This window comes from Mesorhizobium sp. 1B3 (genome assembly GCF_050958605.1).
Classification (GTDB): Bacteria; Pseudomonadota; Alphaproteobacteria; order Rhizobiales; family Rhizobiaceae.
This window is the reverse complement of sequence record NZ_JBJHDO010000004.1, coordinates 269,181-295,970: the sequence shown is the minus strand read 5'-3', so window position 1 is coordinate 295,970 and position 26,790 is coordinate 269,181. Positions and strand designations below refer to the sequence as shown.

Sequence of the window (26,790 nt, the reverse complement as noted above, 5' to 3'; positions counted from 1 at the left end):
AGTTTCTAACTCCTGCCGTGGGGCGCTCTGCGCGGTTGGGTCGCGCGCCGCCGCGCCTTGCCTTTTGTCTTGTGGAACGATCGCCGGGAGCCGGAAAGGGGCTTGGGATCGGTCAGCATCTCGAAGCGCATCGCACCGGCGAGTGGGGCGACCTCCACGAGCCGCACCGCGACGCTGTCGCCGAGCTGATAGCCTTTGCGGGTACGCTCGCCGAACAGCGTATGGGCCGCCTCGTCGTAGATATAGTAGTCGCCTCCGAGAGATGACACCGGTATGAAGCCGTCCGCCCCATAGATTGGCAACTGGACAAAAAGCCCCGCCTTGGCGACGCCCGAGATGCGGGCATCAAAGGTTTCATCAACTTTTTCAGCCAGATAAGCAGCGATCAGCCGGTCTATCGTCTCCCGCTCCGCGGCCATGGCGCGTCGTTCCGACGCAGAGATGAGGGCCGATGTCTCCTCCAGCCGCTCTTCTTCGCCGCGCGTCAGGCCGTCTTTCCCGAGGCCGAGCGCGGAAATCAAGGCACGATGCACAACCAGATCGGCGTAACGCCGGATCGGCGAGGTGAAATGCGCATATCGACGGAGATTGAGTCCGAAATGCCCGATATTGGCCGGCGAGTATTCGGCCTGGCTCTGCGAACGGAGAACCACCTCGTTGACGAGCACTTCGTTATCGGCGCCTCGCACGCGCTCCAAGATCGCGTTGAACTGGGATGGCCGCAATTGCGCGCCGCGGGCCAGCGAAAGATCGAGCGTCGCCAGGAATTCGCGCAGCGATTCCTGCTTGGCGAGGGAGGGGCCGTCATGGATACGGTAGACGAGCCTTTGCTGCTTCGCTTCCAGCGTCTCGGCAGCCGCGACGTTCGCCTGTATCATGAACTCCTCGATGAGCTTGTGGGCGTCGAGGCGCTCGGGAACGATGACCCGATCGACCGTGCCATCGGGCGTGAGCAGAATCTTGCGCTCAGGCAGGTCGAGTTCCAGCGGCTGACGGGAATCGCGACCGCGTTTGAGTACCGCATAGGCTTGCCACAATGGCTTCAGGACCGTTTCAAGGATCGGACCGGTCTTCTCGTCGGGACGCCCGTCGATCGCCGCCTGGGCCTGCGGATAGGCAAGCCGTGCGGTCGATTTCATCATGACGCGATGGAAGGAATGACGGATCTTGCGCCCATCGGCGGCGAATGTCATGCGCACGGCCAGTGCCGGGCGTTCTTCATCTTCCCGCAACGAGCAGAGATCGTTGGAGATTCGCTCGGGCAGCATCGGAACGACACGGTCCGGGAAATAGACAGAGTTGCCGCGTCTCAGAGCTTCCCGATCGAGAGGTGAACCTGGCCGCACATAGGCCGCGACATCGGCGATCGCAACGGTGACAATGACGCCGCCCGGGTTCTTCTCGTCCGCGTCAGGCTCGGCGAAAACAGCGTCATCATGGTCCTTGGCGTCGGCGGGGTCGATGGTGACGAGTGGAACGTCACGCCAATCGTCGCGAGCGTCGAGCGTCGCCGGTCGCATGGCCTCCGCTTCAGCGACCACTTCGGCCGGGAATATGTGAGGGATGTCGTGGGCATGGATGGCGATCATCGAGACCGCCTTTTCGCTGGTGAGCGACCCGATGACCGACAATATCCTCGCGCGGGGCAGACCGTATCGGCCTGTTCGGAGAGGTTCGACCTCGACGAGGTCACCCGCCTTGGCCCCGTTCAGGAATTCGGACTCGACCACCAATTCGGGCTGCCGCCTTTCGGTCGGCTCGATACGGAACGTCCCTTCCGGAGAAACGCGGAGCACGCCGAGCACCGCCTCGCGCTGCCGGTCGATCAGCTTCATGACGCGCGCCGAGTAGGCTGGTCCACTCGGATCGTCCGTCGGGAAGACCTTGGCGAGCACGCGATCGCCTATGCCGGGCACTGGTCCCTTAGGCTGCCGCGGCAAGCGGATCGCTACAAGAGGATTGTTCTCGTCATCTTCGCCCGCCCGCTCGACCGCTCGCGCCAGAAGGCTTCCGTCAGGGTCGCGGCCGAAAATTTCCAGCACCACCACATGGGGCAGGGCACCCGGACGGACCAGCCGCTTACGGTTCTTCTGCAGCAGGCCGTCGTCCTGCAATTGGCGCAGCATATCCTTCAGCCAGATACGATCGCCGCCCTTGAGCGAGAATGCCTTGGCAATATCGCGCTTGCCGGCGCGATCGGGATTCTCGGTAACGAAGTGCAGGATGTCTTCGCGCGACGGGCGGAAATTGGTGGGCGCATCCACGCGCGATGCGCCACCTTTTCCGCCCGCCTTTCGCCCCGAGATGCTGCGGGCCAACGGGCTACGCCTTCTTCCTGGCGGCGGGCTTCTTCGCCGCGGCCTTGCGGGCCGGTTTCTTTCCGTTGCCGCCCTTGGCGGCCTTTTCCGCGATCAGAGTCAATGCCTCGTCCATCGTCACCGATTGAGGATCCTTGCCCCTAGGCAATGTTGCGTTGACTTTGCCGTAGTTCACATAGGGCCCGTACCGGCCGTCGCGAACGGTCACGTTGCCGTCGCCGTCGGGGTGAGGGCCCAGATCTTTCAACGCGGCCGGTGTCCCCCCGTTCCGCCCGCCTTTGCCCTTCGACTGTTTCTCGGCGATGACGGAGACGGCGCGGTTGAGGCCGACGGTGAAAACGTCCTCGATGCTTTCAAGGTTGGCGTAGGCACCGTCATGCAGCACGAACGGGCCGTACCGCCCGATGCCGGCCGAGATCATCTTGCCGGTTTCCGGGTGCTTGCCCACGTCGCGCGGGAGTGAAAGAAGCGCCAGCGCCTTTTCATGGTCGATCGTGTCCGGGCTCCAGCCCTTCGGCAGGCTCGCGCGCTTGGCCTCCTTGCCTTCCCCGCGCTGAACGTATGGGCCAAAGCGTCCGCTCTTCAGCGTGATCTCCTCGCCGGTGTAGGGATCCTTGCCCAGGGCCTTGTCGCCCTCCTCGACCGCCGTGCCGTCTCCGTTGATGCCGGCCGCTCCGAACTGGCGCGTGTAGTTGCATTCCGGATAGTTCGAGCAGCCGATGAATGCGCCATTGCGTCCGAGGCGCAGCGACAGCGTTCCGGTGCCGCATTTCGGACAAACGCGCGGGTTGGACCCGTCTTCCCGTTCCGGGAAGATCAACGGCGCGAGGTCCTCGTTGAGCGCCTCGAGAACATCCGTGATACGCAGTTCCTTGATGTCTTCGATCGCCTTGGAGAAGTCCCTCCAGAAGTCGCGCAGCACCTCCTTCCAGGCAAGTCTCCCGTCCGAGATTTCGTCGAGCTTCTCCTCCAGGGAAGCGGTGAAATCATATTCGACATAATGCTCGAAGAACGATTCCAGGAAGGCCGTCACCAGACGCCCCTTGGCCTGGGGGATCAGGCGCCGCTGCTCGATCTTTACATAGTCGCGGTCCTCGAGCGTCTTCAGCGTCGCCACGTAAGTCGACGGACGGCCGATGCCGAGCTCTTCCATCTTCTTGATGAAAGAGGCTTCGGTGTAGCGCGGCGGCGGCTCGGTCGTATGGCGGGTGACGTTGATCGCCTGGCGGGAGAGGGATTCGCCGGTGCGGATTTCGGGCAGGCGCCGATTCTCCTCATCTTCCGCGTCGTCGTCCTTCTGTTCCGTATAGGCGGCGATGAAGCCGTCGAAGCGGATCACCGAGCCGACGGCCCGCAGATTGGCGGCGCGCGCTCCATTGACGGCCTCGACCTCTACGGTGGTGCGCTCGATTTCGGCCGGCTGCATCTGGCTCGCGATGGCGCGCTTCCAGATCATGTCGTAGAGCTTGAACTGGTCGGCGTCGACATACTGGCGGATGGAGGCCGGTGTGCGCGAAAAGTCGGCGGGGCGGATCGCCTCGTGCGCTTCCTGGGCATTCTTGGCCTTGGTCGAATAAAAGCGAGGCTTTTCCGGCAGGTACCTGTCGCCGAAGTCCTTCAGGATCGCCGAGCGCGCCGCGTTGATCGCCTCGGGCGCCATCTGGACACCATCGGTACGCATGTAGGTGATGAGTCCCGTGGTTTCGCCACCGATGTCGACGCCCTCATAAAGGCGCTGCGCGACCTGCATGGTGCGCGCCGCGGAGAAGCCGAGCCGCGAGGAAGCTGCCTGCTGCAGGGTCGAGGTGGTGAAGGGCGGTGCAGGGTTGCGTTTGGTCGGCTTGGCTTCGACGGAAAGCGCCTTGAAAGTAGCGCCGTCCAGCATGGATTTGATGTCGTCGGCCTGTTCCTGGCTCGAAATGTCGAGCTTCTGCAGCTTCTTGCCTTCGAAGGCCGTGAGCCGAGCCTCGAAGCTCTCGTTGCGCGGTGTCCCCAGGATCGCGGCAACCTGCCAATAATCCTCGCGGATGAAGCGTTCGATCTCCGACTCGCGGTCACAGACAAAACGCAGCGCCACCGATTGGACGCGACCCGCCGAACGGGCGCCTGGAAGCTTGCGCCAAAGGACCGGCGACAACGAGAAACCGACGAGATAATCGAGCGCCCGCCGGGCAAGGTAGGCGTCGACCAGCGGCGGATCGATGTCCCGCGGATTGGCCATGGCGTCGAGCACGGCCTGCTTGGTGATCGAATTGAAGACCACACGCTTGACCGGCTTGTCCTTCAAGGCGCGCTTCTGCTTCAGCACTTCGAGAACGTGCCAGGAGATCGCTTCGCCTTCGCGGTCGGGGTCAGTAGCCAGGATGAGCCCGTCGGATTCCTTCACAGCCTTGGCAATGTCGGTCAGCCGCTTGGAGGAGGGACCGTCCACTTCCCATGACATGGAGAAGTCGTTGTCCGGTTGCACGGAGCCGTCTTTCGCCGGCAGGTCACGGACATGGCCGAACGAGGCCAGAACCTTGTAGTTCCGGCCGAGATACTTGTTGATCGTTTTTACCTTGTTCGGCGACTCGACGACGACGACTTCCATGAATTCCCGATTTCCCCCGCTTTGTGCGGAACGAACGATACGTGAGCCCAAATTGCTTTCAATTGGCTCGTCACATGGCTGTGCTTTTCCGTCCGGTCAAGGGCAGCGGTGGAAATTGGGCGCCGCTGTCGAAGACAGAATTTTGCAAAAGCCCGATTGGATTTCCTTTCTGGTCGAAGTCGTGCGCCTTTCTATCCACGCGATTGGGCGGGAAGTAGCGAGACGCCGCCGCCCGTATGACGCTCGATCCGACCCGCCAGGTCGAGCTCGAGCAGGATCATCGAAAGCTGGGCTGGTTGAAGCCCGGTATGGCGGATGACTTCGTCGATCGAGACCGGTGTCGGACCGAGCGCCTGGAGCACGCGCTCCCGATCGTCATCACCGGGCTGTGGAGCCGTGAAAAGATCCCGAGATTCCTCGGAAGCGGCCGGCCTCGTTGGAGTTGCCCCGGTGAGGGGAACGATGTGCTCGACGATATCGCGCGCTTCGGTCACCAGCGTGACGCCTTCCCTCAGCAAGCTGTTCGTGCCGGCGGCACGCGGGTCGAGCGGCGAACCCGGCACGGCGAAGACCAACCGGCCCATCTCGCCGGCGAGTCGGGCACTGATCAGCGAGCCCGAGCGCTTCGCCGCCTCGACCACGACAAGCCCAAGCGACAGCCCCGCGATGATGCGGTTGCGCCTGGGGAAGTCCATGGCGCGCGGTTCCCAACCGAACGGCATCTCGGAGATGAGGGCGCCGCCCTTGTCCGCAATTTCGTCGCAGAGCCTAACGTTCTCCGGCGGGTAGGGGCGGTCGAGACCACCAGCAAGCACCGCGACTGTGCCGGTTGCGAGACTGCCCTGATGCGCGGCCGTGTCGATGCCACGCGCCAGGCCGGATATCACGGCATAGCCTTCCCGGCCGAGATCCATGGCAAGCATGCGGGCCATCTTCATGCCGACGAGTGATGCGTTGCGCGCGCCCACGATCGCCACCGGCGTCTGGCGGAAAACCGCCACTTCACCTTTGATGGCGACCACGGGCGGTGGCTGATCCATGCGCTTCAGCATCAGCGGGTAGTCTGGCTCGCCGATGGCAACCAGCGATGCCCCAGCACGCCGCGCCGTCTCGAGTTCGGTTTCGATCACGGCGACGGAAGGTATCCGGGGAGGTCGCCTGGCGCCTCCCGAAGCCAGCAGCTCCGGCAGAAACTCCAGCGCGGCCTCGGCCGAGCCGAAGCGATTGATCAACTCCCGAAAGGTGACCGGACCGACGTTCTCCGTTCGGATCAGCCGCAGCCAAGCGATACGCTGCCGGTCGCTGAGGCGTCGAGGCTCAACGGCCGGGGCTTCGGTCATCCCTTAGCCCCGATCTTCGATTCGGTACCGGCCATGAGGCGCGATATGTTCGCGCGATGCTTGACGATGACGATGAGGCTCATCACGGTGAACAGGGCCGCGGCTTGGTCGTGGCCAAGCAAATAAAGCGCGATGGGAACGGCGATCGCTGCGACGAGGGCGGCGAGCGACGAATAGCGGCTAGCGAAGGCGACGGCCAGCCACACGAGCGCGAAGGCCAGCGCGCCGGCCCAGGCGAGGCCGAGCAGAACGCCCAGATAGGTGGCGACGCCTTTGCCGCCCTTGAAGCCTAGCCAGACCGGGAAGAGATGGCCGAGAAAGGCACCGAAGCCAGCCGCTATGGCGAAATCGCCGCCCCAGCGGCCAGCGATCAAGACGGCGGCGGTGCCCTTCACGGCATCGAGCAACAATGTCAGAGCCGCCAGGCCCTTGTTGCCGGTGCGCAGCACGTTGGTCGCGCCGATATTGCCGGAGCCGATCTTGCGGACGTCGCCCAGTCCGGCCGCACGCGTGATGAGCAGGCCGAATGGGATCGAGCCAAGCAGATAGCCGAACGCCAAAGCGACGAAGAGATAGGGCAGGGCAGCCTGCCATGTTGCATCAGCCACCGTCCCCTCCCGGATCTCAAACCGAAAATACTGTGCGACCCGCCACCATCGTTTGCAAGACCTTGCCCTGCAATCGCGCGCCTTCGAAGCATGTGTTCTTCGAGCGCGACCGGATGTCCGCCTCGGCCACGATCCAAGGCTCGCCGAGATCGACGACCGCGAGGTCGGCCTGCGCCCCGGGTTTCAACGTGCCGCCGGGCAGACCGAAAAGACGCGCCGGCGCCGTGGAAAGCACCTCGATCAGCCGCAGGAGCGAGACCTCGCCATTGTGGTGGAGGCGCAGCGCGACCGCAAGGAGGGTCTCCAGCCCGATGGCGCCGGCCGCCGCGTCGGCAAAGGGCAGCCGCTTGGTGTCGACGTCCTGCGGGTCGTGTGACGACACGATGATATCGATGGTGCCATCCTTGATCGCCTCGATCATCGCCAGGCGGTCATCTTCGTTACGCAGCGGCGGCGCCAGCCGGAAAAAGGTCCTGTATTCACCGATGTCGTTCTCGTTGAGCGACAGGTTGTTGATGGATACCCCGGCCGTGACCGCGGCACCATCGGCTTTGGCGCGGGAGACAGCGGCGGCCGCCATCGCGGTCGAGATCTTGGCCGCGTGGTAGGTCCCGCCTGTGAGACGCGCCAACGCGAGGTCGCGCTCGAGGGGGATCAGCTCGGCCTCGCGCGGAATACCGGAAAGTCCCAGCCAGCTTGCATAGAGCCCTTCGTTCATGACGCCCGACGAAGCGAGGTCGGGGTCCTGAGTCTCATGTGCTATAACCGCGCCGAAATCGCGCGCGTAAGTCAGCGCGCGGCGCATGACCAGGGAACTCGCGATTGTGTGGCGGCCATCGGTGAAGGCGACCGCGCCGGCCTGGCGCAGCAGGCCGAACTCCGTCATCTCTCGCCCATCCAGCGCCTTGGTGATCGCCGCCGCCGGGAAAACGTTGACGCTGGCCGTGTCGCGCGCGGTGCGGAGCACGAATTCGACCAGCGCGATATCGTCGATCACCGGATCCGTGTCAGGCATCATGACGATCGAGGTGACGCCGCCAGCCGCCGCCGCCAGGCTCGCGGAGGCGATCGTCTCGCGGTGCTCCGCCCCCGGCTCGCCAATGAAAACCCGCCCGTCGACGAGGCCGGGAATGATCGCCTTGCCCAGGCAATCGACGACGGATGCACCGTCCGGGACGCCCTGATTATGCGCGGAAGCGCCTGACGCGACGATCTTCCTGCCATCCACGATGACCGCGCCGGTTTCGTCGAGACCGCGTGATGGATCGACCACGCGAGCGTTCTGGAAGACCGTGATCGTCATGCCGCCCGCCCGTCCTTGTTCCGGCGCGGATCGAGCAGCGCTTCCATGACCGCCATGCGCACCGCGACCCCCATCTCGACCTGTTCCTGGATCACGCTCTGCGGACCGTCGGCGATGGCGGAGGCGATCTCGACGCCCCGGTTCATCGGGCCGGGATGCATGACCAGCGCATCATCCTTGGCTGCCTTCAGCTTCTCGGTGTCGAGGCCCCAGTAGCGGAAATACTCGCGCACCGACGGAACGAAGGCACCCGCCATGCGCTCGCGCTGCAGGCGCAGCATCATCACGACGTCTGCGTTCTTCAGCCCCTCGGCCATCGAACGGGCCACCTCGACACCCATCTGCCCGATGCCGGAGGGCAATAGCGTCGAAGGGGCGACAACGCGCACACGCGCGCCGAGCGCATTGAGCAGCAGTATGTTGGAACGGGCGACACGCGAATGGAGGATGTCGCCGCAGATGGCGACAGTCAGTCTGGCTATGTCACCCTTGGCGCGGCGGATCGTGAGTGCATCGAGCAGGGCCTGCGTCGGGTGCTCGTGCGCGCCGTCGCCGGCATTCACCACGGAACAGCCGACTTTCTGGGCCAGCAGCGCCGCGGCCCCAGCCGATTGGTGGCGGATGATCAAAATGTCCGGGCGCATGGCGTTGAGAGTCATGGCCGTATCGATCAGCGTTTCGCCCTTCTTCACCGAGGAGCTGGCCACCGACATGTTCATGACGTCGGCGCCGAGCCGCTTGCCTGCCAGCTCGAACGACGATTGCGTCCGGGTGGAGGCTTCGTAGAAAAGGTTGATCTGGGTGCGCCCCCTCAGTGTCGTGGTCTTCTTCTCGGATTGGCGCGAGATCGCCACCGCGGCGTCGGCGCGGTCGAGCAAAAGGCCGATATCGGCGGAGGAAAGATCGCGTATGCCCAGCAGGTGCCGGTGCGGGAAAAGAGGCAGGGACGAAGCGTCGGTCATCTCAAGCGGCTGCTATAGGCGGGTGAGCTTGCGCCTGCAAGCGGCTGCCGGCGCAACGCGCCTTTGTCCAAAGGGATTTTGCTCGCATCGCATTGCGCTTCCGTTGTAAGTCCGGCAAGTGTCGGGGGAAAAGCGGAGCGCATCCAATACTGAGAACATTGTTCCGACCTCGTCTCGCTCCAGGGGGTTAAGGATTTCGGGTGAACCACGACGTCACGAACCAGCCGCCGCCGCTCACTGGAGCCAATGCCTGGCGGGGCGACCCTCTCCTCGTGCAGCTTGCCGAGAATTTCTCGGCGGCCGTTCGCAAGGACCTGGACGCCCATGGCCGATTCGTCCTCAGCCAGGAGGCCCAGGATCTCGCTCGGCTCGCAAATACGGAAACACCCAAGCTCAGAACGCATGACCGTCAAGGTCGCCGCCTCGACCTCGTCGAATTTCATCCGGCCTACCACGCGTTGATGCGTCGCTCCATCGCCGTCGGCCTGCACTCCTCGGTGTGGGAGAATGGCGACGCAGAGACAGGGCGGCGTCACCAGGTACGAGCCGCGCGCTTCTATATGACCGCCGAGCTGGAATGCGGGCATCTCTGCCCGGTCACGATGACCAGTGCCTCGCTTGCCGCGCTCATGGCCAGCCCGAAGTTGTTCCGGGAATGGGCGCCGCGCGTGACCACCCGCAAATACGATCAGAGCCAGAAGCCACCGGTACAGAAGACCGGCCTTACCCTCGGCATGGGAATGACGGAAAAGCAGGGCGGCACGGATGTGCGCGCCAACACCACGAAGGCTGAACGCACCGCCGGCGGCTTCTATCGCATCACCGGCCACAAATGGTTCATGTCGGCGCCAATGTCGGACGCTTTCCTGATCTTGGCGCAGGCGCGGGAAGGGCTCTCCTGTTTTCTTATGCCGCGCCTTCTGGGCGACGGGACCGGTAACGGGCTGAATTTCCAGCGCCTGAAAGACAAGCTCGGCAATCGCTCCAACGCGTCCTGCGAGGTCGAGATCAACAATGCGATCGGCGAGATGGTGGGCGAGCCCGGCGCCGGGGTGAAGACCATCATGGACATGGTGACGCTGACCCGGCTGGATTGCGCGGTCGCCTCTTCGGGCATCATGCGGGCCGGGCTGGCCGAAGCGGTCCATCATGCTCGCCATCGCAGCGTATTCGGCAAGCCGCTGATCGATCAGCCGCTGATGCAGCGCGTCTTGGCGGACATGGCGCTCGACGTGGCGGCTGCCACCGCGCTGTCGTTCCGGCTCGCCCGCTCCTTCGACGAAGCGGCTTCCAACCGTGGCGAGGCTGCCTTCGCCCGGGCGATGACGCCGGTGGTCAAATACTGGGTTTGCAAGATCGCGCCGCCGTTGCTCTACGAGGCCATGGAGTGCCTGGGCGGGAACGGCTATGTCGAGGAGGCGCCGCTCGCCCGCTATTATCGCGAGGCCCCGGTCAATGCGATCTGGGAAGGATCCGGCAATGTGATGGCGCTCGACGTGCTGCGGGTACTGGGCCGCGGGCGGGGATTGTTCGACGATGTTCTGGCCGGCATCGAAAGGGATCTCGGCGGCCAAAGCGGGGTAGGGACGGCAGGCGTGTTGCGGGCCGCCATGCAGGTGGCCGCCTCCGACGAGGGATCGGCTCGCCTTCTCACTGAGCAATTGGCCCTTGCAGCCGCAGCCGCGGAGCTGCGTCGGCTCGGGGCCGGCCGGATCGCCGACGCCTTCATCGAGACGAGGCTCGCCGGACAGTGGCGCGGCACCTATGGCATGCTCGACGCCCGCCATGACGCACGGATGATCGTCGATACGCTTTACCCCGCGAATTGACCGGCAGTTTCATGGGACGCACGGAGATCGTCATCGATGCTCGCGCATAGCGACGGCAACGACGGCGCCTGAGATGAATGTCATCGCTCCGATGGCAATGATCGCGGCACCGAAGCCGAAGCGGTCCGCGATCAATCCGGCGGAAAGTGCGCCGATGGCGTAGCCGAGATCGCGCCAGAAGCGATAGACACTCAGCGAGCGAGCGCGCCAGCTCGGATGGGAGGCATCGGACACGGCCGCGATCAGGCACGGATAGACCATCGCCGTCCCAAGGCCGAGAAGCACGCTCGCCAGGAGCCACCATGTGAACTGGCCGGTCAACGCAGTCATGAACAGAGCTGTCGCCTGCACCCACATTCCCGCGACGATCAGCCCCTTGCGGCCCCATCGATCGCTCAGCGGTCCGGTAATGATCTGGCAGATGCCCCAGACGCCGGGATAGACGGCCTTCAGCACGCCGATCCGCTCGATCCCCAAGCCGAGTGTCGTGAAAAAGAGCGGGAAAATGCCCCAGCTCATCCCGTCGTTGAGGTTGTTGATCAGCCCGGCCTGCGACGCTGCAAAAAGGTTGCGATCCCTGAAGGAGGCGAGCATGAACACTTCCCGGAAAGAGAGAGGGGAAGCTTCTCGAGCCACGCCGCCCGCCTCCAGGCGGACGTGATCGCGGGTGTCGCGAACGACGAGGATCGACAGGATCGTTCCTGCAACGGCGTAGAAGACACCGAGATAGATCGGCACCGGCCGAAGGCCGTATCGGCTCGCGAGATAGCCGGTGAAGAAGGCGGTGAGGCCGACCGCCAGATAACCCGCGAACTCGTTCAAGCCGACGGCCAGGCCGCGGCCTTTCGGTCCAACGAGATCGACTTTCATGATGACGGTCATCGACCAGGCAAAACCCTGGCTGAGGCCGAGCAGGACGTTGGCGGCGATCACCCATTCCCAGTTGGGCGCGGCGATGATCATGAAGGGCACGGGCAGGCCGAGCAGCCAGCCGACCACCAGGACGCGCTTGCGCCCCCATCTATCGGCGAGCTGGCCGGAGACCAGATTGGCGAATGCCTTGACCACGCCGAAGCTGATGATGAACGCGGTGATCAGCGTGGCGGATTCGATATGAAACTCTTCCGAACCGATCAGCGGCACGACGGTCCGTTCGATCCCAACCATACCGCCGACAAAGGCGTTGATCAGGACGAGCAGCGAGAATTGCCGCCAGTTCTCTCTCAGGCCGAGCCTGACGGAAGAGGCGGCTTGCGAGCCGGCCGGGCCGGTCATGAGCTTGCGCATCAGTTCGCACCTACTCGGAGCGTCGTTGTGCATCCGGATACATTATGATGCTGATCCGTCTTATCAGAAACGACACCAAATCGAGACTCGGGCGCGGCTCTGATGGCCTCAGGCTCTGATGAGACGAGCGGCCCGCCTCGCGCCATGGCCGTTTCCGACGACGAACTCGGCACGGAAAAGCCATTCGTCGCGCGCTCGGCTACTACATCGGAGCGCACCGCACGGCGGTCTTCTTGAGGCCGGCCGACGCACCGAACCAGTTCGCCAGGCAAACGGTTCTTCAGGCCAGCAAAGCCGGATCTCGGAACATGCGCATTGCGTGTGAATGGAAAGTCGATATTCCTGCTTGATGTTTGATCAACGTCTCGACCGTGCTCGCCGGCCAGAGGCTCGGAATCAAGGAAGTCGATGACGGAATTTGGCTCGTCAGCTTCATGCACTATGATCTTGGATATATCGCCCTGGAACAAAAAACCTTGCGGACTATCGACAACCCGTTCGGCACGAAGTTGTCACCCATGTCTTAGGTACAAACTGTTACCTATGTCTCCGGGCCGTACATGGTGGCGTTTGGCGGAAGGGGTGGGATTCGAACCCACGGATGGTTGCCCATCGCTGGTTTTCAAGACCAGTGCCTTAAACCGCTCGGCCACCCTTCCCACGAGAGCGCGGCTATCGCCAATCCGCTTTCTGACAAGCCAGCTCTTTGTCTGGGCCTTATAGCTGCCCGCTGGACCGCGTCAACACTTTGCCCGCGGGGCCTCCAAGAAGGTGAAATGCCCGCGGCGGGCGCCGACGAATCCGGTTGCAGGGTAGGGGCCACTACACCAATGGTTAATGGACAGCCTTTCCGGCCGAGCCTAGGCTCAATCGGGATTTCAGTAAAAATATATATCATTCTGAAAGGGTTGGTCTTGGACGGAGCGTTCCTAGCAAGCCAGATAAAAAGCGTAATCGAGAGGGAACTGGGCAATTGCGAGCGGGCCATAAAGCAGGGCAATTCAAGGCGCGCGCTGGGGGAATTAGAGGAGGCGGCACGCAAGCTTGCAAGCCTGGCGGTCCACATCGGAGCTATCGCGAAATAGCCTGGGCACCTCTCGATGCGTTCACGGTGGTCGATGCGCCGTCCGGCTAATTATGGCAGGGTTGCCACATTCTCGACAGCTTTCAAACACAAACGGTTAATAGCTTGCTAATGAATTCCTGCGCATGAGGAGAAGGGGTGAGCGTGCGGCCGCAGGAGCGCATGCTCGAGGGCCCGCATTGGTATTTGGGAAGCGGCGTCTTTTTTCAGGAATGCCCGGGGACACAGACAGCATGCTTGTTTCGGCGCGCACGCGTCTCTTGCGCACATCGGTTTTTATAACCTTTGCCGTATCGGCAGCCGTACTCGCGGGTTGCGCAAGCTCGACCAAGAACATGGCGCCCAAGAAGCGTTCCAAGGAGTATTTCTCCGAATCGGAGTATGGCGTGAAGGCCAGCCCGCGCGTCACCGACAAGCGCTCGCGACTGCCTCGCGGCGGCGGTCGTGACCAGACCGGCAAACCCTACAAGGTGCGCGGCGTCTGGTATTATCCCAAGGAGGACAAGGGCTACCGCAAGGTCGGTGCCGCATCCTGGTATGGCGACGCCTTCCATGGGCGCCTGACTGCCAATGGCGAGATTTATGATCAGACACACCTGACCGCAGCGCATCCGACCATGCCGCTGCCGAGCTACGCGCGCGTAACCAACGTCAAGAACGGGAGTTCGGTCGTCGTGCGCGTTAACGACCGCGGCCCATATGCGCCGGGACGCATCATCGATTTGTCCCGACGCGCCGCCGAAATGCTCGACTATACCCATGCCGGTGTTGCCGAGGTGAAGGTCGAATATGTCGGCCGCGCACCGTTGGACGGACAGGATGAGCAGTACCTGCTCGCCTCCTATCGACCCGGTAATCGTGCTCCCGATCCTTCGGACGGCTTGCCCACGGGCGTGATGGTAGCGATGAATGGCTCGACGCCGGGCGGCGGCGGTCAAGCGGCGGCGTTCCCTGGAACGCTTACCGACGCCTCGCCCACGATCGCCGCGCTGCAGCCTGGCATGGCCGAGCCAGCAGCCTATGGCGTCGTGCCGCTGCCGGAACTCGGCCCGATCGCACCGGAACGCCCCGCCCAGGGTGGTGCTACGGGAGGGACGCAGATCGCATTCGCGATCATGTCCTATGCCGACGGACGGGTGAAGCGCGCCGCCAATCCCTTTGCCGCTCTGGATGGCAGCCTGTCGCAGGATCGGATCATCGCATCCTGGAAAGCGCAAGGCGGTTCCGCGGCCGGGGAGGGCAGGGATGCAGCCTATATCGCGGCGGGTACCTTCGATTCGCGCGAGAAAGCGGAACGGCTCGTCGAGGCTTTATCCAGTTTCGGCCGTACCTCATTGGAGACGTCAGAGCTGCAAGGTCGGGATTGGTACACCGTGAATCTCTATGACGACGGCCGAACGTCTCTCGATGGGCTGCTGGAAGCCGCCTGGCGGAATGGGGCGGCGGACGCTATCACCGTCCGCGACTGACCAGTTGCCGAGCCGGTCGTCTGGTTTAGCGCGATTGTAGCCAGATCAAATAGATAGAGCGCACTTGATCCTTCTCCCAGCGCTGGTACCCTGACGATCGGGGCATGAGCCGGTTCGGATCATAGGGCAACATTCGCATGATATTTCCCGGGATGGCCACGCGCGTCGCGGCCGCGATCTTCCTGGCTTTCTCGACCGTCATCCCGGCCGGCGCCGAGATTTTCGAGACGCGCGCGCCGCAGGCCTTCATGGTCGACGCGGAAACCGGGACGATCCTGTTCTCCAAGGACGCGGACAAACCGTTCCCGCCGGCGTCGCTCGCCAAGCTGATGACCATGGAACTCACCTTCCAAGCCATCAAGTCGGGCCGCTACACGATGGACGACACATTCGTGGTCAGCGAAAACGCTTGGCGCAAGGGCGGCGCGCCTTCACGAGGGTCGACGATGTTCGCTGCCGTCAAATCCACGATCAGGCTCGAAGACCTGATCCAAGGCGTCGTCGTTCAGTCCGCCAACGACGGCTGTATCGTTATCGCCGAGGGAATGGCGGGATCGGAGGAGAATTTCGCCGCCCAGATGACCGAGCGCGCGCGCGCGCTCGGCCTCAAGACGTCGGTTCTCAAGAATGCGACCGGCTTGCCCGCGGAGGGCCAGGTGATGACCGCGCGGGAGCTTACACAGCTTGCGGTCCATATCTGGCGCGAATATCCCGAGTTCTACAAATACTACTCGCAGCGCGAATTCACCTGGAACAAGATCACCCAGCGGAACCGCAATCCCTTGCTCGCCCTGGACATCGGTGCGGACGGGATGAAGACCGGTTTCACTGAAGAATCCGGCTATGCGATCGTCGGAGCAGTCAACCGCAACGGGCGGCGCGTCTTCGCCACCTTGAGCGGCATGGCAAGTGAACGCGAGCGGGCTGAGGAAGCGCGCAAGTTGCTCGACTGGGGCATCACCGGATTCCAGCGCAGCGAGATTTTCGCCAAGGACGAGATCGTCGGCCACGCGCAGGTCTATGGCGGTGAAAAGCCGAGTGTGGCTTTGAAGGCTGAAGGGCCTGTCGCGCTGCTGGTTCCAAGCGCCAATCGTGACAAGGTGATCGCCCGAATCGTCTACGAAGGGCCCCTCGTTGCCCCTGTCGCGCCGGGCACAAAGGTTGGATCCCTGAAGGTCTGGATGGGGGATTCGCTGAGCCAGGAAACGCCGCTCTACACCGCCGAAGCAGTCGGTGTCGGGCCGCTGCACAGCCGGGCTCTTGACGCCATAGGCGAGTTGCTGGTCGGCTGGATGCGATAGAGACTGGTCGAACACCGTGGACCTTTTCGTCCTGTCAAACTAATACAGCGGCGGTTGTCCGGTTGGCGGACCGAACAAAAGCTGGAACGGAAGGCCATATTGGCGCGAGGTTTCTTCATCACTTTCGAGGGCGGCGAAGGGGCGGGCAAATCCACCCAGATCACGCGGCTGGCCGAAAAGCTGCGCGAGCGGGGCCGTTCGGTCGTCGTCACCCGAGAACCCGGCGGCTCGCCAGGTGCGGAAGCCGTGCGGCACGTGCTGCTGTCGGGCGCCGCGGAACCTTATGGCCCCGTGATGGAAGCCATCCTTTTTGCCGCGGCGCGTTCGGACCATGTGGAGCAGGTCATCCGTCCCGCAGTCGAACGAGGCGCGATTGTTCTTTGCGACCGGTTCCTCGATTCCTCTCGGGTTTATCAAGGGGTGGGCAGCGGGCTGGACGCGTCTTTCATGGCGCGACTGGAAGAAGTGGCGATCAACGGCATGATGCCGGACCTGACATTGATCCTCGACATCGATCCCGAGGAAGGGTTGAGGCGCGCCACGGCGCGCAGGGGCGAAGAGCAGGTCGCCGACCGCTATGAAAAGGAGACGCTGGAGATTCACCGCCGGCGGCGCGAGGCATATCTTGCGATCGCCCGGAAGGAGCCAGACCGGTGTGTCGTGATCGATTCTGGAAGAAGAGAGGAAGAGGTCGAGGCCAGCATAGCCGAGGCGGTTTTTGCCGGACTTGAACGTGCCGCGACAAGAGCGGAGGCATGATGTTCGAGCGTATCGCGCCGGAACAGCATGACACGCTGGACGGCATCCCCGAGCCGGCTGAGAACCCCGTTCTTGTCGGGCATCGCGAAGCAGGCGACGCGCTCGTCGCGGCTTACCGCGCCGGCAAGCTGCCGCACGCCTTGCTCTTCGTCGGTCCCCAGGGAATAGGCAAGGCGACACTTGCCTTCCACCTCGTCAATCACCTGCTCTGCCACGTCGACCACGAACAAGCGCCGGACTACCTCGCGACACCCAATCCCACCTCCGCCCTGTTCCGGCAGATCGCCAACGGCGCGCATCCTTCCGTGTTGCACCTGACGCGACCGATGAACGACAGGACGAAGAGCTACAAGGGTGCGGTCACGGTCGACGAGATCCGCAAAGTAAGTCGCTTCCTGTCGTTGACCTCGCATGACGGCGGCTACCGCGTCGTTATCGTCGATCCGGCCGACGACATGAATGTCAACGCCGCCAACGCATTGCTGAAGAATCTCGAGGAGCCGCCGGCCCGCACACTTTTCGTTCTGATCGCCCATTCCCTGGGCCGGCTCTTGCCGACCATCCGATCGCGCTGCCAGATCGTGCGTTTCGGCCCGCTTAGCGACGACGACGTGCTGACCGTCCTCAATGGCTTCGATACGGGCCTGCCTGCGAGCGAAGTCGAACGCGCGGCGCTTGTCGCGAATGCGGCGGGGAGCCCGCGCACCGCGATTTTGCTGACCCAGTATGGCGGACTGGAGATCGCCGGTGCGCTCGATCAATTACTGCGGGAGGCCAGGATCCCTATCTCGGACGCTCACCGATTGGCCGATGTGGTGGCAGGGCGCGACCAAGCGATAGCGTTCGGCCTGTTCAACGATCATGCGCTGGAAACGCTTGCCACTGCTGCCAATGACGCCGCTTATCGCGGGGACATCGAGCGGGCGGAGAGATTTTCGCAGGCCTGGCAGGATTTGCGCATTGCGATAAGCGAGGCGGACACTTACAATCTGGACCGCAAACAACACGCGCTGAACATGATCTTTCGTCTGCACGACACGCTTCGAATGTGACGCCGTTCCCGGCGCGGGATGGTTACGGCCGTCCTGATGCGCTATTTCCCCACCCGACATTTCAGCCTTGCGAACGGCTACACACATGGCACGCGAAAAATTCTACATCACCACCGCAATCTCATACCCGAACGGCAAGCCCCATATCGGGCACGCCTACGAGGTGATCGCCACCGACGCGCTGGCGCGTTTCCAGCGCCATGACGGGAAGGATGTCTTCTTCCTGACAGGCACGGACGAGCACGGCATCAAGATGCTGCAGACCGCGCGGAAGGAAGGCATATCGGCGCGCGAGCTGGCGGACCGCAACGCCGCCGAGTTTCGCCGCATGGCCGACGTGCTCAACATTTCGAACGACGACTTCATCCGTACAACCGAAGAACGTCACTACGCCGCCAGCCAGGCGATCTGGACAGCGATGGCTGCCAATGGAGACATCTACAAGGGTGGCTACGCCGGCTGGTATTCGGTGCGCGACGAGGCCTATTACGGCGAGGAGGAAACCGAGCTACGCGACGACGGGGTGCGTTACGGCCCGCAGTGCACGCCGGTGGAATGGGTGGAGGAGGAAAGCTATTTCTTCCGGCTTTCGGCCTATGGCGATCGTCTGCTCGATTTCTACGAGAAAAATCCAGGCTTCATCCGGCCGGCGGAACGACGCAACGAGGTCGTGAGCTTCGTCAAATCCGGGCTGAAGGACTTGTCCATTTCCCGCACGACCTTCGATTGGGGCGTGCCGGTGCCCGGCGACGAGAATCACGTGATGTATGTATGGGTTGACGCCCTGACCAACTACATCACCGGGGTCGGCTATCCCGATGAGCGGGATGAGCGCTGGCGCTATTGGCCGGCCGATCTTCATGTGATCGGCAAGGATATTGTCCGGTTCCACGCGATCTACTGGCCGGCATTCCTGATGTCGTCTGGCATCGAGCTCCCGAAGCGCGTCTTCGGCCATGGCTTCGTCTTCAATCGCGGGGAAAAGATGTCGAAGTCGGTCGGCAACGTGATCGACCCCTTCGCGCTTGTCGACCATTACGGGCTGGACCAGGTTCGCTACTTCCTGCTCCGGGAAGTGCCCTTCGGACAGGACGGCAATTACAGTCATGAGGCGATCGTCAACCGGACCAATGCCGATCTGGCCAACGGGCTCGGCAATCTGGCGCAGCGTTCGTTGTCGATGATCGCCAAGAATTGCGGGGGGGGCGTGCCGCAGAGCGGGGCGATTTCCGAAGTCGACGGCGCGATCCTCGCGCAAGCCGAAGCGGCGCTGGTTTCGGCCCGCAAGGCCATGGGTGAGCAGGGCATCCACCTGGCCCTCGCCGCGATCTTCTCGGTCGTCGCCGAGGGGGACCGGTATTTCGCAAGCCAGGAACCCTGGGCCTTGCGCAAGACCGACCCCGCGCGCATGGAGGCGGTGCTCTATACCACGGCCGAACTCGTCCGCCGGATCGCGATCCTGTGCCAGCCCTTCATTCCGGGTTCCGCCGGCAAACTCCTGGATCTGCTTGCCGTTCCGGCGACAGAACGCGACTTCGCACACATCGTGGAAGCGCATGCGCTGGTTCCCGGCACGCCGTTGCCCGCACCGACCGGGGTCTTCCCGCGTTACGTGGAACAGCCCGAACAGGCCTGACAAAGCAAATGCTCGTCGACAGTCATTGCCACCTGGATTTCCCGGACTTCGACAGCGAGCGTGACGCCATCGTCGCGCGCGCCGTCGCGGCCGGGGTCGGGCGAATGGTAACGATCTCTACCCGGGTCCGCCGCTTCCCGTCGCTTCTTGCGATCGCGGAGCGGTATCATGAAGTTTATTGCTCCGTCGGGACGCACCCCCACAATGCCGCAGAAGAATCGGATGTGACGACGGAGGAACTTGCCCAGCTGTCGCGACATCCAAAGGTCGTGGCCATCGGCGAGGCCGGTCTCGATTATTTCTACGACCACGCGCCCCGCGACGCCCAGGCCAGGAGCTTCCGTACGCACATCGCGGCCGCGCGTGAGACAGACCTGCCGCTGGTGATCCACTCTCGCGACGCGGATGACGACATGATCGCGATCTTGGAGGACGAAATGGGGAAGGGGGCTTTCCCCTTCATCCTCCATTGTTTTTCGTCCAGCCAGAAACTCGCCGATGCCGGCGTGCGACTTGGTGGCTACATTTCCTTCTCGGGTATCCTGACCTTCCGCAAGTCCGAGGAATTGCGGGCGATCGCCGGAAACGTGCCCCGTGACCGATTGCTGGTCGAAACGGATGCGCCTTATCTCGCGCCCATGCCTTTCCGGGGGAAGAGGAACGAGCCGGCCTATGTAGCTCACACGGCCAGCGTTCTTGCCGAGACGATCGGACTGAGCGCCGAGGAAGTGGCCGACATCACGTCCGGCAACTTCTTCCGCCTGTTCAGTAAGATGCCTCGTCCGACAGGCGGGAGCGCGGCGGCGTGAGCGACCGCCTGCGTCTTACGATCCTCGGTTGCGGCTCCTCGCCAGGCGTGCCGCGAATCACCGGGGATTGGGGGCGCTGTGATCCATCGAATCCCAGAAACAGGCGCAGGCGCACCGCTGCGCTGGTGGAGCGCATGTCGGCTTCCGGCGGCGTCACGCGCATCGTCATAGACACCGGGCCGGATTTCCGCGAGCAGATGTTGATAGCAGGCGTGAGGCGGCTCGATGCCGCGATCTACACGCACGCGCATGCCGATCACATCCACGGAATCGACGATCTGCGCGGCTACGTGCTGGAGCAACGTCGCCTGATCGACATCTATGCCGACGGGCCAACGCTGCAACGCCTTCATGAAGCCTTCGGCTATTGTTTCGAGACGCCCGCCGGCAGCTCCTATCCGCCCATCGTACGAGCCAATGCGATCGACCATGATGAACCGGTGGTCATCGACGGCGAAGGCGGACCCGTTTCCTTCGAGCCTCTTCCGCAAATCCATGGCGACATCATATCGCTAGGGTTCCGGATCGGCGGGCTTGCCTATTGTTCGGACGTGAGCAACTTCCCCCCGACGACGGCCGACCGTCTGAAAGGGCTGGATCTCCTGGTCATCGATGCCCTCCAATACAGGCCACATCCCAGCCATCTCTCGCTCTCCGAGACCCTTGCGTGGATCGAGCGACTGGCTCCGGAAAGAGCGGTGCTGACCCATATGCACATACCGCTCGATTACGAGACGGTTCGCGCCGAAACGCCCGATCACGTCGAACCGGCCTTTGACGGGATGGTCCTGGAGATTCCCTACAACTGAACAAAAGCAGCCGAACGGGAGCATCCAGCGGGTGATCCAGGCCGCGGAGCAGGCGGGGCTCGCCGTGGAAATCCGACGGATGGGGCATCGACGCGGATAGCGGAAGAGACCGCAGTCACTGCGGCTGTACTGTAGGTCAGATCGCCAAGACTTTGATTTTCCGAGGACAGGAGAGTGGCCGTTTCTTCCATTCATCCGTGGAAACCGAGATTTTTGCTCAGGATGCGCGCGTGCTTGCAGACCTCGGCAATGATCCTGTCGCGGTCGATGTGAAACCGACTGGAGACAGCGGCGACGTCGAGAGCGGCGATGATCTTGCCCGAGGCATCGGAAACCGGTGCCGCGACGCCAGAGCCGCCAATGTCCATTTCCTGATCCGACACGGCATAGCCGTCACGGCCTGCTTGCACGATCATCTGTTTTAGGATTCCCCTGTCGATCACAGTGTAAGGGGTATGGGCGATAATACGTTCGCCCGCTAGATAGCGATCGACCTCCCTTGGCGGTCGCGTGGCCAGCATCACCCTTCCCATGGCGGTGCAATAGGAAGGCACGCTGCCGGAAAGAGGAGAGTCATATCGGACGGCTTGCGTGCCGACGCAGGTCGCTATTGTGCGCAGCCGAAGATCGCGATTGAGCACGCCAAGCATGACCGTCTCGCCGCTGCGGTCGCGGAGCATGCCGAGGACTGGGGTTGCCACCTCGATAAGGTGTGCATGCGGTCCCGTCACCCAGCCGGGACCGTTCCGGTGAGCCGGATTGAGCTGGAACCTGTCGTTCTCGTCGCGTATCGCATAACCGCGCGCCACGAGCGTTCCCATAAGCAGATGGGCACTGCTCTTGGGATAGCCAAGCTCGTCGATGACGTTCTTGAGCGAAACGGGTTTGGTCGCCCGCCCCAACAGTTCAAGCAGTTCCAGAACCCTGGCTGCGCTTTTGACTTGAGCGTCCATGTATGTGAACCAGTTTCATGTTGATGGACCTGTAGCATCGCTCATAATGCTCGGCAACGCGTTCGAGACAAATTCAAGTCCATGCAAATTCCAGCTTCAGAACACAGCCATCACGCACATCCAGCGTCCAGCCTGCTGGACGGGATCGAAATCGAGCTGATCCGCAGCAGCCTGCAGTCGATCTGCGAGGAAATGGCCGAGGCGCTGGTGCGTTCGAGCCACTCGCCCAACATCAAGGAGCGGCGGGACTGTTCGTGTTGCCTTTACAGCCGTGAAGGAGAAATCGCCGTTCAGGCGGAGCATATTCCCATTCACCTCGGGGTCATGGCGAATGCGCTCGCTCATATACTGCGCGACTTCCCGGCGCGAGATGCGCGTCCCGGAGACGTCTTTCTGGTCAATGACCCCTATCATGGCGCCAACCATCTTCCGGATTTTATTGTGGCCGGGCCGCTTTTCGTCGGTGACGAGCTTGTCGGATTCGCAGCCAGCATGGCTCATCACACAGATGTCGGGGGCATGTCACCGCGCAGCATGCCGGCAGGCGCAACCGAGATATTCCATGAAGGGTTGCGCATCCCCCCGGTCAAGTTGGTGGATTTTGGTGTCCTGCAATCTGGCGTCGAGCGGATCATCCGTGCGAACTCTCGACTTCCAGAGGAGAGACAAGCAGACCTCGGCGCGCAGATAGCGTCCGTCGTCGTCGCCCAGAATCGATTCGACGAGCTTTCCGGGAAATACAGCGCGGGCGACCTGAACTTTGCGATTTCCCAGATCGTCGAGCTTTCGGAAATTGCCTTTAGAAAGCGTGTCGAGGCTCTTCCCGAACGTTTGTGGAAAGGTGAGGCGCTCGCGGATTTCGGCGACGAAGGTGTTCCGATCCGCGTGACTGTTGGCAAGCGCGACGGCAGGCTGGTGGTAGATTTTACGGGTACCGGAGGGCAAACCCTCAGTCCGTTCAACTCATGCCTCTCCAACACTCTTGCCTGTGTCTACATGGCGGTGCGCATTACGATCGCCGAGGGCATTGCAGCAAATGCGGGCATGTATCGTGGCATCGATGTCGTCATGCCCGAAGGCAGCATCCTGAATCCGCGCTTTCCTTGCGCCATTTCTGCCGCAACGCAGGTCTCCTACCATACCTTCGATGCGCTCATGTCCGCGTTGGCCGACATCGTGCCGGAAAAGGTTCTCGCTGGGACGGGCGGCGGCGGCGTGTTTTCTTTCGGCGGTATCCATCCGGCAACTCACAGACTGTTCGCCTATGGCGAAGCTCTCGGTGGTGGCTCGGGTGCTAGTTCGGTTGCTGATGGCGAAAGCGGTATGATCCCGCCCGTCGCCAATCTGCACGATACACCGGTCGAGGTGCTGGAAACGAGCCTTCCCGTTCGCATCGAACGCTACGAACTGGTCGAGGGCTCGGCGGGCGAAGGCCGTTACCGGGGTGGTTTCGGTTTGCGCCGTGCCTTCCGGATGCTTTCACCGGTGCGTTGCTCTTTCCAGATCAGCATGCCGGCGAATGGTCCGAACGGCCTTTATGGCGGACGCAGTGGAAAACCGACGGTGGCAACGATCAGCTATGCGGATGGACAGCGTCAGACGGTTTCGCGCTTCATGGAAGCTTCGGTTCCAGCAGAAACGCTCATCGTCATCGAGACAGCCGGTGGCGGCGGATATGGCAAACCGGCGTCGCGCCCGGACAACGAAAGGGCGCTGGATGAAGTCTTGGGTTACCGCATGAAGGCGGCGACCGAACGTCTTTCCACGGTCATGGAAGAACGGAGCTGAGTATGCCGCATCTTCTGGCAGCCGCGGATGTGGGCGGAACGTTCATCGATGTCGTGCTTGCCGATCCTGAAACGGGCCGGACGCGGATCGGCAAGGTTCTGCACAGAAAAGGTATGCAGGGCGAAGATATTTTCGCGGCTCTGCGGCAACTCGTGCAGGAGATGGATCGGCAGCTTTCCGACATCGCTTCGCTGGTAATCGGAACGACGGTCGTCACCAATGCCCTGCTTGAGGGACAACTGGCGAAGACCGCCCTTTTCACCACCGAGGGTTTTCGTGACGTGATCGAAATCGCACGCATGACCCGCCCCTCATCCTACGACCTTCACAAGCGCAGGGCCCCTGTCGTTGCGCCGCGCGATCTGCGCTTCGACATCCCTGAACGGCTGGATCATACTGGAGCGGTGCTCAAGCCTCTCGATATGGAGCAACTGGAACGCTGCCTAGAGAAGGTACGAGGAGCCGGAGTGGAGGCGATTGCTGTCAGCTTCCTCTATTCCTATGTCGATTCCCAACATGAGGCTGCAGCACGCGAGCGGTTGGCGGAACTCGATGTTCCGGTCTCTATCTCATCCGAGGTGTTGCCTGTCTTCCGTGAATATGAGCGCACCGCGGCAACGGTGCTCAATGCCGCTTCCATTCCCGTGATGTCCCGCTTTCTCGATGGTTTGGGCAAGGTCAATGGCGGCGGCATAGCCAAGACCTACATTATGGGATCGGCAGGGGGGTGTCTTACATTTTCCGAGGCCGCCCGCTTCCCTATCAAATGCGCCATGTCCGGCCCTGCAGGTGGTGTCGTCGGCACGCGCGATCTGGCGCGGCAGCACGGGTTCGAATCCGTCCTGACCCTTGATGTTGGTGGTACCAGCTCGGATCTCGCGGTGCTGCATGACGGCGAAATCACCGTCACCGATGAGCGGGTGATCGGCGGCTATCCGGTGGCGATTGCTTCGGCGGAGATCGAGACGATCGGCGCCGGGGGCGGCTCGATCGCGCATATAGATGCAACTGGATTGCTAAAGGTTGGCCCTCGCAGCGCAAGCTCCGATCCCGGCCCGGTATCTTATGGCCAGGGCGGTACGCAGCCCACCGTCACAGATGCTCACGTCGCGCTTAACCGTTTGGGCGAGCGCAGCATGCTGGGCGGTGAGTTCCGGCTGGACCGTGCTGCAGCCATCAACGCGATTGAGAAGGAAATCGCAAAGTCGCTTGCGATCAGCTGGCAACGCGCTGCGCATGGCATCTTGAGGGTTACTACAGCCAATATCGTCAGGGCGGTACGAGCCATTTCCACGGAAAGAGGGGATGATCCGCGCAAGATGCTGCTCGTGGCGTTCGGCGGAGCGGGCCCGCTGCACGCGATCGAGGTGGCTCGCTCGCTGGAGATACCCAGGGTCCTGATCCCCTATTATTGCGGCGTATTTTCCGCTCATGGCATTGCCACGGTCGATATCGCCTATGATGCGCAGCGTACTTGGCTGAAGCCGCTGGACCAGGTCAATGCGGACGACCTGGCAGACATAACCCATAGGCTTAGCGGCCAACTGATGTCACGTGTTGCCGAGGACGGCTTTGAAGATGACGATCTGGATACACGCTGGCTGGTCGATCTTCGCTATGTGGGGCAATCTCATGCCCTGCCTGTATCCATGTCCAGCCCCGACCTTTCGGGGCTCGAAGCCAGCCGCAAGCTTTTCATTGCGGAACATTTGAAACGTTATGGCCACGCTTCCGATAGCGCGCCTGTGGAGCTCGTCAATCTGCGCCTGAAGATCAGCAGGCCGCGAGCTTCTTTCGAGAGCAATGATCAGGTTTCGGTTGGGGTCGAAATAGGGCCGATCGGATTTCGGACGATTTGGCTGGACGAGAACGAAGAGGTCGAGTGCCCGGTCTACCGCCGCCAGGACCTTCCTTCGGGATGGCAAGGCGTGGGGCCTCTGGTCATCGAACAGTTCGATTCCGCAACCGTGATCGGTCGCGGCGACAGGATCGAGGTGTTGCCAGGTTCAATGGCCATGATGGTTTCGGTCGCCTTCGAAAACAGGAAAACAACGACAACCAAGGGGATGAAGGAAAATGAGCTTTCGACTTCGTAATCTTGCGGGAATTGCAGGCGCGTGCCTGCTCGCCGCCCTCTCGTTTGCTCCTGCACAGGCGCAGGAAAAGTTCACGTCACTGACCGTAGGGGCAGATCCCCATTTCCGACCGATCTCGTTCGTCAACGAAAGCGGCGACATCGTCGGTTTCGATGTCGACTTCGCCAATGCTCTTGGAAAGCACCTGGGCATTCCTGTCAAATATGAGGGCATGGCCTGGGATGGCATTATCCCGGCGCTCCAAGCCAGGAAGATTGATGCCATTACCAACATGGTGATCACCGAGGAGCGGCAGCAGATCGTCAACTTTTCCGATCCCATCATGCAGCAATCCATCATCGCTGTGGTGAAATCCGAGTCCGACAAAAAGCCGGTTACTCTCAATGATCTCAAAAACCTGCGTACCGGCGTGATGGTCAGCACAGCTGCGGCCGCACTTCTGGCGAAGGCTGAAAGCGTCGAGCCGGTTACCTACAACACGGTAGTCGATGCCTATAACGACCTGATGCTTGGTAGGCTGGACGTAGTGGTGGTTGAGAGTGTCAACGGCTCCTTCATCGCTTCGCACCAGTTCAAGGACAAGCTTCATATCGTTGAAAAGCCACTGAGCGACGACGTGAAGCTGAATGGTATCGCATTGCGAAAGGATGATGTGGAGGGGCTGCGCCAGATCAATGATGCGATTGCCGACATGAAGGCGGACGGCTCCTTGCAAGCCATTGCCGTCAAATGGTTCGGAAACGCCTCGAGCATACCGCAATAACGCGTATAGCCTGCAAGGCTCTTTCAGGTGAAGA

The 26,790-nt window shown here is 62.2% G+C and carries 19 protein-coding genes, 1 tRNA gene and 1 pseudogene; 12 read left to right on the top strand and 9 right to left on the bottom strand.

All coding sequences use genetic code 11. The features are described 5' to 3' along the window. Positions 1-5 precede the first annotated feature (5 nt). The 6 genes from rnr to ACCO56_RS13390 form a co-directional block, all read right to left on the bottom strand. Positions 6-2,318: a ribonuclease R gene (rnr, locus tag ACCO56_RS13415; RefSeq protein WP_433641254.1), complete on the bottom strand. Its 2,313-nt coding sequence runs from the start codon at positions 2,316-2,318 to the stop codon at positions 6-8. 4 nt (positions 2,319-2,322) lie between these two features. Beyond that, on the bottom strand, positions 2,323-4,908 hold the full coding sequence (gene topA / locus ACCO56_RS13410; protein WP_433641253.1) for a type I DNA topoisomerase: 2,586 nt from the start codon (positions 4,906-4,908) through the stop codon (positions 2,323-2,325). A 191-nt stretch (positions 4,909-5,099) separates the two neighbouring features. Continuing rightward, a complete protein-coding gene (gene dprA, locus ACCO56_RS13405) occupies positions 5,100-6,248 on the bottom strand; it encodes a DNA-processing protein DprA (protein WP_433641252.1) in 1,149 nt (382 codons plus the stop codon). Then, positions 6,245-6,856: a glycerol-3-phosphate 1-O-acyltransferase PlsY gene (plsY, locus tag ACCO56_RS13400; protein ID WP_433641251.1), complete on the bottom strand. Its 612-nt coding sequence runs from the start codon at positions 6,854-6,856 to the stop codon at positions 6,245-6,247. The genes dprA and plsY overlap by 4 nt, the downstream gene beginning before the upstream one ends. A gap of 16 nt (positions 6,857-6,872) precedes the next feature. Then, the gene (locus ACCO56_RS13395) at positions 6,873-8,159 is read right to left on the bottom strand and encodes a dihydroorotase (RefSeq protein WP_433641250.1); all 1,287 of its coding nucleotides are present in this window, start codon (positions 8,157-8,159) and stop codon (positions 6,873-6,875) included. Continuing rightward, complete coding sequence (locus ACCO56_RS13390) at positions 8,156-9,121, bottom strand: aspartate carbamoyltransferase catalytic subunit (RefSeq protein WP_433641249.1); 966 nt, start codon at positions 9,119-9,121, stop codon at positions 8,156-8,158. The genes ACCO56_RS13395 and ACCO56_RS13390 overlap by 4 nt, the downstream gene beginning before the upstream one ends. A gap of 200 nt (positions 9,122-9,321) precedes the next feature. On the opposite strand from ACCO56_RS13390, the gene ACCO56_RS13385 reads away from it, so the two are divergent. Then, positions 9,322-10,950 carry an acyl-CoA dehydrogenase family protein gene (locus ACCO56_RS13385; RefSeq protein WP_433641248.1) on the top strand — a complete coding sequence of 543 codons (1,629 nt, stop codon included), beginning with the start codon at positions 9,322-9,324 and terminating at the stop codon, positions 10,948-10,950. Between the two features lie 30 nt (positions 10,951-10,980). Here the strand turns inward: ACCO56_RS13385 and ACCO56_RS13380 are convergent, their stop codons facing one another. Next, positions 10,981-12,237 (bottom strand): MFS transporter, encoded by a 1,257-nt coding sequence (locus ACCO56_RS13380; protein WP_433641247.1) that lies wholly within the window; start codon positions 12,235-12,237, stop codon positions 10,981-10,983. 356 nt (positions 12,238-12,593) lie between these two features. Here ACCO56_RS13380 and ACCO56_RS13375 point away from each other — a divergent pair. Continuing rightward, positions 12,594-12,764 (top strand): annotated as a pseudogene (locus tag ACCO56_RS13375) (transposase); the annotation flags it as partial. A 44-nt stretch (positions 12,765-12,808) separates the two neighbouring features. Here the strand turns inward: ACCO56_RS13375 and ACCO56_RS13370 are convergent. Beyond that, positions 12,809-12,896 (bottom strand) — tRNA-Ser (locus tag ACCO56_RS13370). Between the two features lie 658 nt (positions 12,897-13,554). Between ACCO56_RS13370 and ACCO56_RS13365 the strand changes: the two genes are divergently transcribed. The 7 genes from ACCO56_RS13365 (at position 13,555) to ACCO56_RS13335 (ending at position 21,156) form a co-directional block, all read left to right on the top strand. Next, a complete protein-coding gene (locus tag ACCO56_RS13365) occupies positions 13,555-14,790 on the top strand; it encodes a septal ring lytic transglycosylase RlpA family protein (protein WP_433641246.1) in 1,236 nt (411 codons plus the stop codon). 152 nt (positions 14,791-14,942) lie between these two features. Further along, positions 14,943-16,091: a D-alanyl-D-alanine carboxypeptidase family protein gene (locus ACCO56_RS13360; protein ID WP_433641245.1), complete on the top strand. Its 1,149-nt coding sequence runs from the start codon at positions 14,943-14,945 to the stop codon at positions 16,089-16,091. 99 nt (positions 16,092-16,190) lie between these two features. Continuing rightward, a complete protein-coding gene (tmk, locus tag ACCO56_RS13355) occupies positions 16,191-16,850 on the top strand; it encodes a dTMP kinase (protein ID WP_433641244.1) in 660 nt (219 codons plus the stop codon). Beyond that, positions 16,847-17,902, top strand: a complete 1,056-nt coding sequence (locus tag ACCO56_RS13350) for a DNA polymerase III subunit delta' (RefSeq protein WP_433641243.1) — start codon at positions 16,847-16,849, stop codon at positions 17,900-17,902. The genes tmk and ACCO56_RS13350 overlap by 4 nt, the downstream gene beginning before the upstream one ends. Positions 17,903-17,987: 85 nt before the next feature. Then, the gene (metG, locus tag ACCO56_RS13345) at positions 17,988-19,538 is read left to right on the top strand and encodes a methionine--tRNA ligase (protein ID WP_433641242.1); all 1,551 of its coding nucleotides are present in this window, start codon (positions 17,988-17,990) and stop codon (positions 19,536-19,538) included. An 8-nt stretch (positions 19,539-19,546) separates the two neighbouring features. Next, entirely contained in the window at positions 19,547-20,347 is an 801-nt protein-coding gene (locus ACCO56_RS13340) for a TatD family hydrolase (RefSeq protein ID WP_433641241.1), read from the top strand. After that, positions 20,344-21,156 carry an MBL fold metallo-hydrolase gene (locus ACCO56_RS13335; protein WP_433641240.1) on the top strand — a complete coding sequence of 271 codons (813 nt, stop codon included), beginning with the start codon at positions 20,344-20,346 and terminating at the stop codon, positions 21,154-21,156. The genes ACCO56_RS13340 and ACCO56_RS13335 overlap by 4 nt, the downstream gene beginning before the upstream one ends. A 191-nt stretch (positions 21,157-21,347) precedes the next feature. On the opposite strand, the gene ACCO56_RS13330 is transcribed toward ACCO56_RS13335, so the two are convergent. After that, complete coding sequence (locus ACCO56_RS13330; RefSeq protein ID WP_433641239.1) at positions 21,348-22,109, bottom strand: IclR family transcriptional regulator; 762 nt, start codon at positions 22,107-22,109, stop codon at positions 21,348-21,350. An 81-nt stretch (positions 22,110-22,190) separates the two neighbouring features. Here ACCO56_RS13330 and ACCO56_RS13325 point away from each other — a divergent pair, with 81 nt between their 5' ends. The 3 genes from ACCO56_RS13325 to ACCO56_RS13315 are packed head-to-tail and all read left to right on the top strand — an operon-like array spanning position 22,191 to position 26,756. Then, on the top strand, positions 22,191-23,897 hold the full coding sequence (locus tag ACCO56_RS13325; protein ID WP_433641238.1) for a hydantoinase B/oxoprolinase family protein: 1,707 nt from the start codon (positions 22,191-22,193) through the stop codon (positions 23,895-23,897). Between the two features lie 2 nt (positions 23,898-23,899). Continuing rightward, positions 23,900-25,993, top strand: coding sequence for a hydantoinase/oxoprolinase family protein (locus ACCO56_RS13320; protein ID WP_433641237.1), 2,094 nt, complete (start codon positions 23,900-23,902; stop codon positions 25,991-25,993). Further along, entirely contained in the window at positions 25,974-26,756 is a 783-nt protein-coding gene (locus tag ACCO56_RS13315; RefSeq protein WP_433641236.1) for a substrate-binding periplasmic protein, read from the top strand. The genes ACCO56_RS13320 and ACCO56_RS13315 overlap by 20 nt, the downstream gene beginning before the upstream one ends. Positions 26,757-26,790: the final 34 nt, after the last annotated feature.